Origin of the sequence: Natrinema sp. 74 (genome assembly GCF_046097095.1) — an archaeon.
GTDB lineage: Archaea > Halobacteriota > Halobacteria > Halobacteriales > Natrialbaceae > Natrinema.
Window position 1 is genome coordinate 620,913 of record NZ_CP175698.1, and the last position, 16,161, is coordinate 637,073.

Sequence of the window (16,161 nt, forward strand, 5' to 3'; positions counted from 1 at the left end):
GGTTGATTACCTCACGCTCCTCGAACCTCTCTGCCAGAGATATAGTATCCGGATATGTTATTATTGGTCGGGAGCGCTGAGTACGCACTCGCATTGGCACGCCGTGTTGGGTCGCTCCACGGGCACCGATCGAATACCACCACTGAACCCCACACAGTGGCCGCGTTCGAAATGACGCCGGCCAGCACCGATTTGCATCCCCGCACACAGGGCGCTCACGAAGTGGTAGCCAGCGGGTTCGGCGGCCGCTGACGGCCGTGCTCGAGGCGATCGTCACTACTACCTATCCGCCGTGCCACGATTGTCGATAGTACATGCCAGCACGTGAACCGTTCGGCCAGCGCGGTCGACTCCTCGCCGGAGGGGCGCTCCTCGTCGTCCTGTTCGTCCTCCTGTCCTGGAGCGGGACGGTCGCCACAGCGCCATTAGATCCTGCCTATCCCGACGGGGTCGAGGTGACCTCGAATCGCGACGCATACGTCGGTGACTCCGTCGTTATCGGCGGGTCCGTCGTCGAGACCGATCCCGTCGTGGTCGCGACGCGAGCGAGCGGCTACGGTAGGGTCACCGTTGCGAACGCACACGACAGTCGGCTCCACTCGACCGCGCCGCTCGAGCAGGGCGACGACGTGACCGTCTTTGGCACCCTTACGGACGACTCCACTCTCGAGGCGGAACGGATCATCACCGATGAGATACGGGACACGCTGTACATGCTCGCCATCTCGCTCGTCGGCGGCTGCTGGGTACTCGCGCGCCTCGTCCGCGGCTGGCGCATCGACCGCGATCGGCTCGCGCTCGTTCCTCGGACCGCGACAGGACCGAATAGCGACCAACGACAGGCCGAGACCGGCGGTGATCGGTGATGCCCGATCTCCTCACGCACGCCCTACTCGGCTACAGCATCGGGACCCTCCTCTCGTTTCGAGACGAGCAGATCAGATCGGCGCAGGTCACCCTCGTCATGGCCGGCGCGCTCTCGCCGGATCTTGCGAAGATCCGGCTCCTGTTTCCGGACTACATCGTTCAGGCGATCATCGGACTCCCCTTCTCGTGGGAACCGCTGCACACGCTCGGTGGGACGGTGCTCGTCGTCTCCCTCGGAGCGTTGCTGGTCGCACCGGACTATCGGCGACAGGCGGTCGCGCTGATCGCCATCGGCGCAGCGTCACACCACGCCTTCGACGTCGCGTTGCTCACGGCTACCGGCGAATCCTACGCCGTCTTCTTCCCGCTGAGCCAGTATCGGCTCCCGTCTCTGGATCTATATCTCAGCACCGACCGCTGGCCCGCGCTCGTTTCGGGCGCGCTCGCCGCGGCGCTGTGGGGAGTGCGGCGGTACGGCATCGAACCGTCGTCACGTAATCGGGACTGAGAACACGCGCGGAGCGGCGTTCTCGAGCGTTCCGGCCGTCCCGTGACTACGACCGAGGCCGGTAGACCGCCTCGAGCGCCCGATGCCGTCGATGAGGGGACGACGAGCGAGACGCGCTGGGCGACCGCTGGATGAGCGGCGGCCACTGGACGGGCGGCCCGTTACGGTCGCTGGTCGCCGGGCGCGAGCAACTCGATCGGATGGGGCACGTCTCGCTCGAGCAGCGTCTCGAGTTGGTCGCCACAGGAAGTCCCCGACGCGACGACGGTGTCAGCCCCCTCGACCTGCCCCGCTAGCCGCTCACCGACGTCGATGCTGAGGTCGTAGAACTCCCGCTTGTAGCCGAAGGAGCCGGCCATGCCACAGCACTCTGCGTCGGAGGTCTCGGGCGCGTAGCCACAGCGCTCGAGGACGGCCACGGTGGGCGCTTCGAGGTCGAGCGTGCGCTGCTGGCAGTGTGAGTGGTAGGCGACCGGTTCAGCGCCGTCGCCGGTCGACAGGGCCGACGGGTCGGCCCCGTTCTCGAGCAGGCCGTAGACGTACTCGCAGATCTCGTAGCTGTTCTCGCGGAGGCGCTCGAACGAGTCCGCGGGCAGCAGGCGCTCGTACTCGCGGTGGATCGCCGCCAGATCGGAGGGCTCGATGACGACCACGTCCCGGCCGGCGTCGATCTCCTCGGCCAGCGCGGCGTATAGGTCGCTGGCCCGCCGATCCGCCGTTTCGATCATCCCCTGGGAGAGCGCCGCGCGCCCGCTCTCGGGCAGGTCGGGGACGCGGACGGGCACGCCCAGCGCCTCGAGTGCCCGGACGGCCGCTTTCCCGCGCTCGGTGTCGACGTAGTTCGTATACACGTCGGGGTAGAGGACGACCTCGCGCTCGAGGGCGGCCCCGGTCCCGCGAGACGCGGCCCATTCGGCGCGCCGGCTCGAGGCGGCAAAACCACCTCGCTCTTCGAACCAGTCGACGAGCGACTCCCGCTTGAACGCGGGGAGGTCGCGCCGCCGGTCGATGCCGAGGGTGCGCTCGAGCAGCCCGCGAACGGGGCCGACGTCGGCGAGCCAGCTCGAGACGGGCGCGGTCGCGCTGGCGACTTTCGCGACGGTGCCGATGTTGCCGAAGAAGCGCTTGCCGGGGTCGAGGCCGCCCTCCTCCGTATCGGGCGTGAGGCCGTCGACGAGGAAGTCGTAGGCCTCGGGCTCGCCGCTGCGGTTGACGCGATCCCGGACGACGGTGTTGATCCACGGGATGTCGATCTTGACCGGACAGGCGTCGACACAGCGCGTACAGCCGGTACAGAGGTCGTTGAACTCGGCGGCCGACTCCTGGCCGTGGACGCCGGCCTCCCAGCCGGTGGCGATCCCGCCCGAGTAGGTCTCGCCGCCGAAGCCGTGGCCGCCGACGGACTGGAAGTTCGCACACGAGTTCGAGCAGGCTCCACAGCGGATGCAGTACAGCGTCTCCCGGAGCTGGTCGTCCTCGCGCATGTCCGTGCGGCCGTTGTCCAGCAGGACGAGGTGGAAGTCGCGGTCTCCTGCTGCGTTCCCGCCAGCCGACGCCGCCTCCGCGGACTCCCCGTCGCCCGTGATCGGCTCGTCTGGATCGTCGAAGTCGATCGTCGGGGAGTCCGTCGGCGGCGACAGCATCGTCACGTACTGCGAGATCGGCTGGCCCGTCGCGCTCTTGGCGATGATGTCGACGAACGGCTCGAGGTCCGACAGCGTCGGAATCAGCTTTTCGACGCCCGCGATGGCGACGTGGGTGTCGGGCGTGACCGCGCACTTGCGGGCGTTGCCCTCGTTCGTGACGAGCGTGATCGTCCCGCTGTCGGCGACGACGAAGTTTGCGCCGGTGATTCCCACATCGGCCGCGCGGATGCGCTCGCCTAAGTGGTTGCGGGCGAACCGGGTCAGCTCCTCGGCCGTCTCGAACGGCTCGTCGGGGTCGAACCGCTCGTTGAACAGCTCGGCGATCTCCGGCCGCGAGAGGTGCATCGCCGGGCCGACGATGTGCGAGGGCGTGTCGTCCGCGACCTGGAGCACCCACTCGCCGAGGTCGGTCTCGGTGACGTCGATGCCCTCGGCCGCGAGCGCGTCGTTGAGGTCGATCTCCTCGGTCGTCATCGACTTCGACTTGACGACCGACGGGATGTCGCCGTCCCCGGCGACGCCGTTCTCCTCGGTCTCGTTCCGAACGACCTCCGAGACGTACGCGTTCGCGTCCGCGGCGTCGTCGGCGACGTAGACGGTGCCGCCGTTTTCCTCGACCGCCTTCCGGACGGTCTCGATCAGGTCGGGGAGCCGATCGATGGCGTCTTCCTTGATCGAGCGGGCCTCGGTCCGCAGCGCCTCGATGTCGTCGGTCGCGCCGTAGGTCTCGTACCGGCGGGCGTTGGAGGCGCTCGCGTGCGTGTGGATCGCCTCGCCTTCGGTCTCGAGCAGGTGCCGGATCCGATCGGCCTGTTGTGATCGCGTGCGCTGGGCCATCTTATCGGTCCTCCACGACGATCACGTGAACGTCGCCGGGGCCGTGGACGCCGTGGACGAGGTCGCCCATGTCGGCGGTGGCGCTCCGGCCGGTCGCGAAGACGACGCTGTCCCGGCCGTCGTCGAAGCCGTCCGCGAGGCGGTCGAAGCCGGCGCTGATATCCGGCACCACGTCGCTCTCGGCGACGACGGCGACGTGGCGCTCCGGGTAGAGGCCGATCGGCTCCACACCGGTGCTTGTCGACTCGACGGCGACGGTGCCGTACTCCGCGATCGCGAAGCCGACCGGCGTCACGCCCGTCTGAGCCCCCTCGAGTTCGGCCGCCGTCGGCTCGGTCGTCACCGACTCGGGCAGCGAGACGTCATCGAACGGCAGCGGTGCGCCGACCGCCGGCTCCTGTGCGATCGTCTCAATCCGCTCGGTCGCGTCGGCGGCCGACACGCGCTCGAGTCCCACCTCGAGCCCCTCGAGTGCGCGTTCGAACCGCCCGACAGTGTCGACTGTCATCGTCACCCACATCTGGGCGGACAGGCAAGACACTGACGGTCGATTCGGCGCGCGAACGGGCCTGAACCAACCGACTGGTCGGATCGCTGACTAGACCAGGCGTGTCGATCGAGCGAACCGGACGCTCCCCAGCGGCGGTACCACAGGGCTGTCGGCCCGCCGTACGGAGGGCTCGCGAACGGCCGCTTCGCTCGTCTCACCGGGAGTTACACGAAAACCGGCCGCAGGACGCCGACTACGACGCTTCGCAGATCGCCAGGAAATTCTCGAAGATCTCGTCGCCCTCCTCGGTGTGGGCGACTTCGGGGTGCCACTGGACGCCGTAGAGGTCGCGGTCGGTGTCGCTCATCGCCTCGACGCCGCAGACGTCGCTTTTCGCGGTCAATTCGAATCCCTCGGGGAGCTCCTTGACCTCGTCGGCGTGGCTCGCCCAGACTCGCGTTTCCGGGTGCAGCGAGCCGGCCAAGGGGTCGTCCTCGTCGACAATATCGACGCTCACGTCGGCGTAGCCGCCGTACTCGCCGCCGCCGACGCGGCCGCCCAGTTCCTCGGCGATTAGCTGCATGCCCAGACAGATGCCCAGCACCGGGACGTCGGCGGTGAGATACTCGGTGGAGCGGCCGATGCGGTCCATGTCGGGTCCGCCCGAGAGGACGACGCCGTCGGCGTCGACCTCCGCGGGCGGCGTGTCGTTGTCGATCAACTCCGTCTCGACGCCGAGGTCGCGAAGCGCCCGGCGCTCGAGGTGGGTGAACTGTCCGTGGTTGTCCACCACGACGATCTTCGTCATTGGGTGTGCGTAGCGGGTCACTCGGTAAAAGCGGTCCGAAAACTGCTCTCGGTACGAACGGCAACGACGGTCGAAGCGGCGGCCGATCTCGGTGTGACTGATAAACGGTGACTCACTCGAGGCGTGCTTTTTTCCGTGACCGATCTAATGCCGCCGTAGAACCTATGGATCGTCCGAACGTGGACGCAGGCGATGTACAGTGGGGATGGACCTGTCCGCTGTGCGAGACGGACGCCTCGGTACGGAGAGATCCCAGCTCCGGAACCTTCCGCTGGGAGTGCGACGCCGACGACTGCGAGGCGGTCGGCTTCGGCTTTCCCTCGCGGCGCAGGGCGCGACTCGCCCTGCGGGAGTACCGCGAGCGGTACGAGAACATCTATCGGTAGTTTGGGAGTTGCCGTTCGATTCGGATCGCGGCCAAGCGGCGGACTCGGAGCACCGGTACGTTTATGCGGTCGTCACGGTATGAGACGCACATGGCAGTCGATTTCGGCGAATACGACCATCCGTCGTGGCTCACCGCGGCGGGAACGGGTATCGGGTACGGGCTAATCCTCGTCGTGCTGACGCTGGCGCTGTTTATCGTTCCGTATCTCGTCTTCTGGGCGCTATAGGATCGCCGATTGCGTCGGAGGTCGGGACGGCGGACGAAGGGAGACCGATCCACTCGAGCCGGTCCACGTCCTTTCCACTCGTTCGTCCTCGCTACAGGCTCAAGCCGCGGCGCTGACCGATGCGTTCGGCGCGTCACTCGACGGACGGCGGCGGCGAAAACGAAATGCGAACGACGTCGACCTCGGACCGCGACCCTCAGGCGAACGTCTTCGAGACCTCTTCGGTCTCTTCGGATTCGGCCTGGACCTTGTCCCAGGCGCTGCGGAAGTCCTCCATCTGAATTTCGGTGCGGTCGTCGCGGATGGCGAACATCCCGGCCTCGGTACAGACGGCCTTGATGTCGGCACCGGAGGCCTCCTCGGCCTCGGCGGCCAGTTCCGCGAAGTCGACGCCGTCGGAGACGTTCATCCCGCGGGTGTGGATCTCGAAGATGATTTCGCGGCCCTCCGCGTTCGGCTTGGGCACCTCGATGAGACGATCGAAGCGGCCCGGGCGCAAAATTGCGCGGTCGAGCATGTCGAAGCGGTTCGTGGCGGCGATGATGCGGATCTCGCCACGTTCCTCGAAGCCGTCCATCTCGGAGAGCAGTTGCATCATCGTCCGCTGGACCTCGGCGTCGCCGGAGGTCTTCGACTCCGTCCGCTTGGCGGCGATGGCGTCGATCTCGTCGATGAAGATGACGGCTGGCTCGTGCTCGCGGGCGACGTCGAAGAGGTCACGAACGAGCTTGGCCCCCTCACCGATGAACTTGTGGACCAGTTCCGAGCCGGCCATCTTGATGAAGGTGGCGTCGGTCTGGTTGGCCACGGCCTTGGCGAGCATCGTCTTCCCCGTCCCCGGCGGTCCGTAGAGCAGGACGCCGCTGGGCGGGTCGATACCCACATCGTCGAACATCTCGGGCTTCTCGAGGGGCATCTCGACGGTCTCGCGGACCTCCTGCATCTGCTCCTCTAAGCCGCCGATGTCCTCGTAGCTGACGCCGGGGCTCTCGGTGACTTCCATCACCCGAGCGCGCACGTCGGTCTCGTTCGAGAGGGGCTTGACGATCGACAGCGAGTTGTTGACCGCGACCCGCGCGTCAGGCTCGAGGTCGTCGCGCATCTCGTCGGTGACCTCGGTCAGCGCCTCCTGGTTGTTCCCGTGTTGTTTGATGATGACGCCCTCGTCCGTGACTTCCTGGACGGTGGCGACGAACAGCGGGGACTGTTTGAGTTTCTTGTTTTCGTGTGTGAGCCGCTCGAGTTTCTGCTGGTACTTGTTATTCTCGGCGTTGGCGTCGAGGAGCTTGTCACGCATCTCCTCGTTTTGCGTCTCGAGGATCTCCAGCCGTTCCTCGAGCGCCTGGATTTTCTCCTGTTGGGACGCCTCGTCCTCGTCGTATGGGAGGTCGACGTCGTCCACAGTGTCGCTCATCACGCTCCCTTTGGGTGTTGGTTCTTAAGAGGCTTCGGGTAGGTGCACTCAACCGCGCGATATTACTCGAAGGCATTAAACAGAATGGAAAATATTATCACCTCGTATTCGGAATGGGGAGGTAGGATGAGTGCCTCAGAGTCGATTGGACAGGAGACTGGCGAGCGGGGAACGTGGGACGACGTACGCGAACTGCCGCCCAGCGCGAAACTCGTCGCGAAGGTCCTCGAGTACAACGACACGATGACCCAACAACAGATCGCCGACGAGACGCTGTTGCCCTCCCGAACAGTCCGATACGCGTTGAACCGCCTCGACGAGCAAAACGTCATCGACTCTCGCTTTTCGTTCTCGGATGCGCGCAAGCGTCTGTACAGCCTCGAGATCGAATCGTAACGTCGATCGTCGCTGCTGTCTCGTTTCGAGTTGTTCGCTTCGAAAATCGTCCTCCTTTGCCGGTAACGGACACCGATAGATTAGCACTCGCAGTCGACGATCGATACGGAATACGTTCAACTCTGCGTGATATATCGGTTTTACTTTCACTCCGGTGACGGAATCCCTTTAGGGGCGACTCGCCAACGAGGGGACAATGACGCGGGTTATCCATACGGGCGATACCCACATCGGGTACCGGCAGTACAACTCGCCCGAGCGACGACGTGACTTCCTCGAGGCGTTTCGAAACGTCGTCGACGACGCGGTCGCCGAGGGCGTCGATGCGGTGATTCATGCCGGCGATCTCTTTCACGACCGCCGGCCGAGTCTGGTCGACCTCCAGGGCACTGTCGACGTGCTCCGGACCCTTTCGGACGCTGACATCCCCTTTCTCGCCGTCGTCGGCAACCACGAATCGAAACGCGACGCCCAGTGGCTCGATCTCTTCGCGGATCTCGGACTGGCGACCCGACTCGGCCCCGAGCCGGTCGTCGTCGACGATGTCGCCTTCTACGGCCTGGACTTCGTCCCCCGGTCGCGCCGCGAGGACCTCGCGTACGACTTCGATTCCATCCCCGCCGAGGCCGACCACACGACCCTCGTGAGCCACGGCCTCTTCGAACCCTTCGCCCACGCCGACTGGGACACCGAGACCGTCCTCGAGGAGTCGACGGTCGATTTCGACGCCGTCCTGCTGGGGGACAACCACGCGCCCGACACCGCCGAAGTGCTGAATACGTGGGTCACCTACTGCGGCTCGACCGAACGCGCAAGCGCCAGCGAGCGCGACGACCGGGGCTACAATCTCGTCGAGTACGACGAGTCGATCGCGATCAGCCGCCGCGGACTCACCACGTCCCGCGAGTTCGTCTTCGTCGACGTGGAACTCGCGGAGGGCGAAGGAGTCGATCGCGTGCAAGAACGCGTCCGCCAGCACGACCTCGACGAGGCCGTCGTCATCGTCACCGTCGAGGGCGAGGGCCGGCCGATCACGCCGGCCGCGGTCGAGGAACTCGCGATCGACCGCGGCGCACTGGTCGCCCGTGTAAACGACCGACGGGACCTCCCCGACGAAGACGAAGAGGTGTCGGTGAGCTTCGCCGACCCGGACGACGCCGTCCGCGACCGCGTCCGCGAACTCGGACTCAGCGACGCCGCCCGCGGCATCGACGAGACCGTCCGGAACGACGACATCGCCGACGCGAACGTCCGCGAGACCGTCGAACGCCGCGTTCGAGAGTTACTCGAGGACGACGAGTCGGCGTTCGACCCCGCACCGGAGCGCGAACCGGGCGACGACGACGTGACGACGGTCGCCGACCAGCTCGAGGGCGAGGCCGATTCGGCGGCCGCCGTCGAGTCGGACGCTCCGGATAACGACGAGACGACTGCCGATGACGCAGACGAGGCCGCCGACACCGCCGACACCGCGTCGCTGGGTGATTTCGCGTGAGGGTCGACCGCGTTCGCCTGCTGAACTTCAAGTGCTACGGCGACACCGACCTCTCGCTCGAGCGCGGCGTCACCGTCGTCCACGGCGTCAACGGCAGCGGGAAGTCGACGCTGCTCGAGGGGGTCTTCTTCGCGCTCTACGGCTCGAAGGCGTTAGACGAGCGCACCTTGGACGACGTGATCACGACCGGCGAAGAGGCTGCCGAAGTCGAACTGTGGTTCACCCACGACGGCCGCGAGTACCACGTCGAGCGCCGGCTGAAGCTGCGTGGCGACCGCGCGACCACGGCCAAGTGCGTCCTCGAGACGCCCGACGGGGCAATCGAGGGCGCTCGCGACGTGCGCCGCAAGGTGACCGAACTCCTGCGGATGGACGCCGAGGCGTTCGTCAACTGCGCGTACGTCCGCCAGGGCGAGGTCAACAAGCTCATCCACGCCTCGCCGAGCGACCGTCAAGACATGATCGACGACCTCCTCCAGCTGGGCGCGTTAGAAGAGTACCGCGAACGGGGCAGCGAGGCCCGGCTGGGCGTCAAGACCGTCCTCGACGGACAGCGAGAGGTTTTGGCGGACGTTCGGAAACAGGTCGAGAAAAAAGAAGACAAGGACCTCCACGAGCGCCTAAACGGCCTCGAGTCGCGCCGAGCCGACGTCAACGAGGAGATCGATCGCTACGAGAGCCAACGCGAACAGGCCGAGGAAACGCTCGAGACGGCCGAAGACGTCCTCGAGCGCCACGAGGAAACCCGCGAGGAGATCGCGGACCTCGACGAAGAGATCGACGACCTTAGAGCGAAGATTTCCGAGACCGAACGCGAGCGCGAGTCGGCGACCGACGAGATCCGCGACCTGCGAGAACGACGCGAAGAGCTCGCCGACGAACGCGACGAGTTGCTCGAGACGGTCGATCTCGAGGCGACCGATCCCGACGAAGCGGCGGTCGGGGACCGCCTCGACGACCTCGAGAGCCGCGACGAGGAACTTCGAGACGACCTCGAGGACGTCCGGGTGACGATCACCGAGGGGACCAACGAGATCGAGCGGCTCCGCGAGGAGGCGGACGACCTCGAGTCGCGGGCCGAAGCGGCCCGCGAAGAGGCCGCCGACCTCGACGAACGGATCGAGGCCGACGAGGAGACCATCGCAGAGCGCGAGGCGAAACTCGAGAAGCTCGCGGAGCAGATCGAAGACGCACGCGCGACGTTCGACGACGCGCCGGTCGCGTTCGGCGAAGCTGATTCACACCTCGAGGACCTCGAAGCCGAACGCGAGGAGGTCGTCTCGGAGCTCAACGACGTGACCGCCGACGTTCGAACCGCCGAGAGCGCGATCGAGGAGGGCGAACGGCTGCTTGAGGAGGGCAAGTGCCCCGAGTGCGGCCAGCCGGTCGCGGACTCGCCCCACGTCGACGTGTTAGACGAGCGCCGGGAGGAACTCGCCGACCTCGAGGCGCGCCAGGAGGACCTCGAAGCCGAACGCGACGACCTCGACGAGCGGATCGAACGCGCCGAGGAGCTCCGAGAGGCCGAACAGCAGGTCGACCGACTCGAGGAGAACCGCGAGAACCTCGAGCAACTCCTCGCGGAGAAACGCGAAACGATCGCCGATCGCCGCGAGCAGCGCGACCGGCTTCGCGACGACGCCACGGACCACGAGTCAGAGGCCGAGGCGAAGCGAGCTGCGGCCGCGGACCGCGAAGACGAGGTCGCCGACGCGCGGACCGCCCTCGGCGAGATCAACACCGAACGCGGGGAGATCAAGGAGTCCCTCGAGGCACTGCGCCGCGTCTCGGAGATCGCCGACGAGCGAGCGAGCCTCGAGACCGAAATCGACACCCTCCGCGAACGGCGACAGGACTGGGAGACGATGAACGACGAGCGCCGCGAGACGCTCTCGGAGAAACGCGAGCGCAAGCGCGACCTCGAGTCCGAGTTCGACGAGGACCGGATCGAGACCGCTCGCGCGGACAAACGGAACGCGGCGGAGTACATCGAACAGGTTGACGAGAAACTCGCCGACCTCGAGGAGCAGCACACCGAGATTCAAAACGCCATCGGGGCCGTCGAGAACGAACTCGAGGAACTCGAGCGCCTCCGCGAACGCCTCGAGAGCGTCGCAGAACGGTGCGAACGACTCGAGTCACTGTACGACGAGGCAGAGACGCTGCAGACCACCTACGGCGAACTACGGGCGCAACTGCGCCAACGAAACGTCGAGACCTTAGAGCGATTGTTGAACGAGACCTTCGAGCTGGTCTATCAGAACGACTCCTACGCGGCGATCGACTTAGACGGCGACTACCGGCTGACGGTCTACCAGAAGGACGGCGAAGCCCTAGAGCCCGAACAGCTCTCCGGCGGCGAGCGGGCACTGTTCAACCTCAGCCTGCGGTGTGCGATCTACCGGCTCCTCGCCGAGGGGGTCGAAGGGACCGCACCGATGCCGCCGCTTATTCTGGACGAGCCGACGGTGTTCCTCGACTCGGGCCACGTCACGCAACTCGTCACGCTGGTCGAATCGATGCGCAAACTCGGCGTCGAACAGATTGTCGTCGTCAGCCACGACGAGGAACTCGTCGGCGCGGCCGACTCACTCGTCCGCGTCGAGAAAGACGCCACGTCGAACCGCTCTCGGCTCGAACGGGGGCAGCCGCCGGAGACGGACCTCCTCGCGTCCGATTAAGCGCTCTGACGGTGGGCGGCCCTATTCCGGTTCGGCCGCGTCTACGAGTTCCGAGCGAAGCACCGCGAGCGCAGCCTCGCAGTCCTCGGTGATCCGATAGCCGCGCTCGCCGCCGATATCTGTCTCCGCGAGCAGGCCGGCCGCCGAGAGGACCGTGAGTCGGCCGTGCAGGTCGCTCTCGCAGAAATCATAGGCATCGAGCAGTGTGCGAACGTCGAGGGGGCCGCGTTCCGAGAGTTCGATCAGAAGGCCAAGTGTCTCCTCGTCGTGGACGGTCGTCAGCAGCGTCAACACGGGATCGTCGACGCTTCTGGCGGCCGTCTCGAGGGCCGATTCACCGTCGATGGTTTCGAGGCGGTCGTTCTGAATGTAACACTCGTTACCGGTTTCGGGGTCGCGAACGAGACTCGCGTCGGTGGAGTGTTTGAGAAGGAGATAGCGCTTCCCGGTGTCGTCTTGGACGGCTTTCATGATGTGTCAGAATCGTCGATCGGTCGCGTATGGGACGCGTCGGTAGCGTCGGTATTCAGCGTTTCGGCCCGCTCGTCCGTCTCGGTCGTCTCTTCTAGTTCGGTTGTCCCGTCTGCCTCGTCTTCATCGGTCGTCGCCCGCTCAGATGCGGTCCAGTGATACTGGCTGTAGCGGCGAGCGGCGAACCCGCTGAGGATGAGTCCGATGAGGAGCAGCCACCCGCCCGTGCTGACGTTACCGTTAAAAAGCACGAAGAATGCGCCGAGCGCGAGCGTAAACAGCGCGCCGTTGAGCAACACCACGACGGCCCAGAACGTCTCGAGGAGGTCCGTCGGCGCGTCGGTTTCGTCGGTGGTGACTGCCGGAATGCTGATCGAGTCCGTGTACGGTTCGACGTCCGACCCGGCCTCGAGGTCCTCTGTCTCTACGCGCGGAATCGTCAGCGAATCGTCATCCGGGTCCTCGAACTTCGCTTCCGGGTCCGGATCCCAGTCCTCGGACTCGTCGTCGAACGGGTCGAACACCACGTGTGAGCGAAGGGGGAACGATAGGAAAAGCGTTCGCGTTTGGACTGCCGCTCAGGCGAGTTCCGCGAGGGTTAGCGTTCGGGACGTCTCTACCCAGGCAAGGGGATTTTCGGCGTCGTAGAAGACGACGCCGTCGTCGGTCTCGTAGGATTCGATCGTTGCGGTCCCCTCGGGTATGCCGCTCGGTTCGCGTTGATCCGTCGCGTCGTCGTTCACGTGGGTGGACACATCGATCACCTATATCTGTGTTATGTGTTACCAAGTTAAATGTCTTCTTGCTCCCGCAACGTGTCGACTCCCGCTTAGACGACCATCCGACGATCGAAGTACGCGGAGCGAGACCGCAACACCACACAGGCGACGCTGCATGTGTATACATCCCAGTGCTGTCGCGGGATCCGATCGCGATTAGCAGACGAGCAGTGCTTCGATCGCACGCGGGGATTGCAGGGGTTTTTATCCGCCGCCTGCCAACCACGGCACCATGACTGAGGCGGGCCAGACCGGACTCGCAGACTTCGGCGGCGAGCCCGACGATGCCGACGACCGGCCGGACGAGGAGGCCGTCGCCGTCGCCGGCAACGGCGGCTCCGACGCCGCGGAGGTGATCGACGTCCTCGAGGAAACGCTCCCCGAGGCCCAGGGCGAACTCGAACTCGCCGTGATGCAGGTCGACTACACCATCGCCGGCTACGGCGACGAGGAGCGACCGATCATGCACGTCTTCGGGCGCACGCCCGACGGTACCTTAGAGCACGTGCAGGTCGTCGGGTTCAAACCGTACTTCTACGCGCCGACGGAGACGCTCGAACGGCCGCCCGAAGAGCAGTACGACCGACTCACGGGCAGTCGGGAGGTCGGCGAGGACGGCGAGCCCTACGAGAGCATCCGGGGTGAGAAGTTGGCCAAAATCTTCGGCCAGACGCCCCGCGATGTCGGCCAGGTCCGCGACGACTTCAAACACTACGAGGCTGACATCCTGTTTCCAAACCGGTTCCTGATCGACAAGGACATCCGCAGCGGGCTCCGCGTCCCGGAGCGCCGGGCCGACGACGACTCGCTGGTCGTCCCCCACGACGAGGTCGAGGCGGCCCCGGTCGACGCCGAACCGCGCGTCAACACGTTCGACATCGAGGTCGACGACCGCCGGGGCTTTCCCGAAGACGGCGAGGAGCCGATCGTCTGTCTGACCAGCCACGACTCCTACCGCGACGAGTACGTCATGTGGCTCTACGAGGCCCCGATCGGCGACGGGGAGATTCCGGCCGAAATCGAGGACTACGACCCGATCGAGGGCGCGATCGACCACGAGGTCCGGGCCTTCGAGGAGGAAGAAGCGATGCTCGAGGCCTTCGTCGACTACATTCGAGAAACCGATCCGGACCTTCTCACCGGGTGGAACTTCGAGGACTTCGACGCGCCGTACTTCCTCGACCGCCTCGAGGAACTCGACGGTCCCCACCACGAGTACGACCTCTCGATCGATCGGCTCTCGCGGGTCGACGAGGTCTGGCGCAGCAACTGGGGAGGTCCCGATATCAAGGGTCGAGTCGTCTTCGACCTCCTCTATGGCTACCAGCGGATGGTCTTCTCCGAACTCGACTCCTATCGGTTAGACGCCGTCGGCGAGGAAGAACTCGGCGTCGGCAAGGAGCGCTACGCCGGCGATATCGGCGATCTCTGGGAAGGCGATCCCACGCAACTGCTCGCGTACAACCTCCGGGACGTGGAACTCTGCGTGGAACTCGACCGGCAACAGGAGATCATCCCGTTCTGGGACGAGGTGCGCTCGTTCGTCGGCTGTAAATTAGAGGACGCGCCCACCCCCGGCGATGCGGTCGACATGTACGTCCTCCACGAGGCCCACGGCCGCTTTGCCCTCCCCTCGAAGGGGCAACAGGAGGCCGGCGAGGAGTACGAGGGTGGGGCCGTCTTCGAGCCGATTACGGGCGTCAAGGAGAACGTCACCGTACTCGACCTGAAGTCGCTGTACCCGATGTGTATGACGACGATCAACGCCTCACCCGAGACGAAGGTCGACCCCGACGAGTACGACGGGGAAACCTACATCGCGCCAACCGAACCGGAGCCGATCCACTTCCGCAAGGAACCCGACGGCGTGATGCGCGAGATGATCACCGAACTGCTCGCCGAACGCGAAGAGAAGAAGGGGCGGCGCAACGAGTACGAGCCTGGAACCCCCGAGTACGAGCAGTACGACCGCCAGCAAGGCGCGGTAAAAGTTATCATGAACTCGCTGTACGGCGTGTCGGGATGGGAACAATTCAGACTTTACGATAAGGAGGCGGCAGCCGCTATCACCGCTACCGGGCGCGAAGTGATCGAATTCACGGACTCCGCTGCAAACGAGCTACAGTATCAGGTCACCTACGGAGATACCGACTCGGTCATGCTCGAGCTCGGCCCCGACGTCTCGAAAGCGGAGGCCATAGAGCAGTCGTTCGAGATCGAGGAGTACATCAACGGTCGCTACGACGACTTCGCACAAGAGGATTTGAACGCCGAGTCCCACCGTTTCCAGATCGAGTTCGAGAAGCTCTACCGGCGGTTCTTCCAGGCCGGAAAGAAGAAACGCTATGCAGGACACATCACCTGGAAGGAGGGCAAAGATGTCGACGACATCGACATCGTCGGCTTCGAGTACCAGCGCTCGGACATCGCGCCGATCACCAAGGACGTCCAACACCGGGTCATCGAGATGATCGTCCGCGAGGGCGACATCGAAGGGGCCAAAGAATACGTCAACGGCGTTATTGAGGACGTACTCGCCGGTGAGGTCTCGCTCGAGGAGATCGCAATTCCCGGCGGGATCGGCAAGCGCCTCGATAACTACGACACCGACACTGCGCAGGTCCGCGGCGCGAAGTACGCCAACCTGCTGTTGGGCACCAACTTCCAGCGCGGGAGCAAGCCCAAGCGCCTCTACCTCGACCGCGTCGATCCCTCGTTCTTTGCGCAACTCGAGGACAAAGGGAAATTCGACGCTCGAACTGACCCCCTCTATGGTGCGTTCAAGCGCGACCCCGACGTGATCTGCTTCGAGTACGAAGACCAGATTCCCGACGAGTTCGAGGTCGACAACGACACGATGCTCGAGAAGACCCTGAAGGGGCCGATCGAGCGCATTCTCGAGGCGCTGGACGTCTCCTGGAACGAAGTGAAAAGCGGACAGGAACAGAAAGGCCTGGATAGCTTCATGTAATCGCTCGAGTGCCCTCGATCGCTTACGGCGGTCCATGTACGTAACGGTTCGACACCGTCTATCCGTGACGACCGACCCAACGGACGGCCGAAATCCCCGTCTCGTACTCGCCGTCTGGTACAATGGCAGTTTCTGTTTCAGCAAATTATTTTGGGTAATCGAAATCGTATCCAATTGGATACGA

15 protein-coding genes are annotated in these 16,161 nt (G+C 65.0%); 8 read left to right on the forward strand and 7 right to left on the reverse strand.

Annotated features, from left to right (window positions below; all coding sequences use genetic code 11):
• Positions 1–314 precede the first annotated feature (314 nt).
• Together ACJ70B_RS03045 and ACJ70B_RS03050 are read left to right on the forward strand one after the other, a co-directional pair.
• On the forward strand, positions 315–866 hold the full coding sequence (locus ACJ70B_RS03045) for a hypothetical protein (protein WP_408958946.1): 552 nt from the start codon (positions 315–317) through the stop codon (positions 864–866).
• Positions 866–1,375 (forward strand): metal-dependent hydrolase, encoded by a 510-nt coding sequence (locus tag ACJ70B_RS03050; RefSeq protein WP_408958947.1) that lies wholly within the window; start codon positions 866–868, stop codon positions 1,373–1,375. Before ACJ70B_RS03045 ends, ACJ70B_RS03050 begins: the two co-directional genes overlap by 1 nt.
• A gap of 161 nt (positions 1,376–1,536) precedes the next feature.
• On the opposite strand, the gene ACJ70B_RS03055 is transcribed toward ACJ70B_RS03050, so the two are convergent.
• The 3 genes from ACJ70B_RS03055 to ACJ70B_RS03065 form a co-directional block, all read right to left on the reverse strand.
• On the reverse strand, positions 1,537–3,858 hold the full coding sequence (locus ACJ70B_RS03055) for an LUD domain-containing protein (protein WP_408958948.1): 2,322 nt from the start codon (positions 3,856–3,858) through the stop codon (positions 1,537–1,539).
• A gap of 1 nt (position 3,859) precedes the next feature.
• Positions 3,860–4,366: an LUD domain-containing protein gene (locus ACJ70B_RS03060; protein WP_408958949.1), complete on the reverse strand. Its 507-nt coding sequence runs from the start codon at positions 4,364–4,366 to the stop codon at positions 3,860–3,862.
• Positions 4,367–4,601: 235 nt separating this feature from the next.
• Positions 4,602–5,156 (reverse strand): GMP synthase subunit A, encoded by a 555-nt coding sequence (locus tag ACJ70B_RS03065; protein WP_408958950.1) that lies wholly within the window; start codon positions 5,154–5,156, stop codon positions 4,602–4,604.
• Between the two features lie 164 nt (positions 5,157–5,320).
• Between ACJ70B_RS03065 and ACJ70B_RS03070 the strand changes: the two genes are divergently transcribed.
• Together ACJ70B_RS03070 and ACJ70B_RS03075 are read left to right on the forward strand one after the other, a co-directional pair.
• A complete protein-coding gene (locus ACJ70B_RS03070; protein ID WP_408958951.1) occupies positions 5,321–5,542 on the forward strand; it encodes a hypothetical protein in 222 nt (73 codons plus the stop codon).
• 90 nt (positions 5,543–5,632) lie between these two features.
• Complete coding sequence (locus tag ACJ70B_RS03075; protein WP_408958952.1) at positions 5,633–5,770, forward strand: hypothetical protein; 138 nt, start codon at positions 5,633–5,635, stop codon at positions 5,768–5,770.
• 196 nt (positions 5,771–5,966) lie between these two features.
• On the opposite strand, the gene pan1 is transcribed toward ACJ70B_RS03075, so the two are convergent.
• A complete protein-coding gene (gene pan1, locus ACJ70B_RS03080) occupies positions 5,967–7,184 on the reverse strand; it encodes a proteasome-activating nucleotidase Pan1 (RefSeq protein ID WP_408958953.1) in 1,218 nt (405 codons plus the stop codon).
• Between the two features lie 126 nt (positions 7,185–7,310).
• Here pan1 and ACJ70B_RS03085 point away from each other — a divergent pair, with 126 nt between their 5' ends.
• From ACJ70B_RS03085 to rad50, 3 genes are all read left to right on the forward strand, one after another.
• Entirely contained in the window at positions 7,311–7,580 is a 270-nt protein-coding gene (locus tag ACJ70B_RS03085) for a MarR family transcriptional regulator (protein WP_408958954.1), read from the forward strand.
• Positions 7,581–7,776: 196 nt separating this feature from the next.
• Positions 7,777–9,075, forward strand: a complete 1,299-nt coding sequence (gene mre11, locus ACJ70B_RS03090; protein WP_408958955.1) for a DNA double-strand break repair protein Mre11 — start codon at positions 7,777–7,779, stop codon at positions 9,073–9,075.
• The gene (rad50, locus tag ACJ70B_RS03095; RefSeq protein ID WP_408958956.1) at positions 9,072–11,756 is read left to right on the forward strand and encodes a DNA double-strand break repair ATPase Rad50; all 2,685 of its coding nucleotides are present in this window, start codon (positions 9,072–9,074) and stop codon (positions 11,754–11,756) included. The genes mre11 and rad50 overlap by 4 nt, the downstream gene beginning before the upstream one ends.
• Positions 11,757–11,777: 21 nt before the next feature.
• On the opposite strand, the gene ACJ70B_RS03100 is transcribed toward rad50, so the two are convergent.
• Genes ACJ70B_RS03100 through ACJ70B_RS03110 form a run of 3 tightly spaced genes read right to left on the reverse strand, consistent with a single transcriptional unit; the run spans position 11,778 to position 12,991 of the window.
• Positions 11,778–12,227, reverse strand: a complete 450-nt coding sequence (locus ACJ70B_RS03100) for a hypothetical protein (protein WP_408958957.1) — start codon at positions 12,225–12,227, stop codon at positions 11,778–11,780.
• Positions 12,224–12,754, reverse strand: coding sequence for a hypothetical protein (locus tag ACJ70B_RS03105; RefSeq protein ID WP_408958958.1), 531 nt, complete (start codon positions 12,752–12,754; stop codon positions 12,224–12,226). Before ACJ70B_RS03105 ends, ACJ70B_RS03100 begins: the two co-directional genes overlap by 4 nt.
• 51 nt (positions 12,755–12,805) lie before the next feature.
• The gene (locus ACJ70B_RS03110; protein WP_408958959.1) at positions 12,806–12,991 is read right to left on the reverse strand and encodes a hypothetical protein; all 186 of its coding nucleotides are present in this window, start codon (positions 12,989–12,991) and stop codon (positions 12,806–12,808) included.
• A 247-nt stretch (positions 12,992–13,238) separates the two neighbouring features.
• On the opposite strand from ACJ70B_RS03110, the gene ACJ70B_RS03115 reads away from it, so the two are divergent.
• On the forward strand, positions 13,239–15,977 hold the full coding sequence (locus tag ACJ70B_RS03115; protein WP_408958960.1) for a DNA-directed DNA polymerase: 2,739 nt from the start codon (positions 13,239–13,241) through the stop codon (positions 15,975–15,977).
• Positions 15,978–16,161 lie beyond the last annotated feature (184 nt).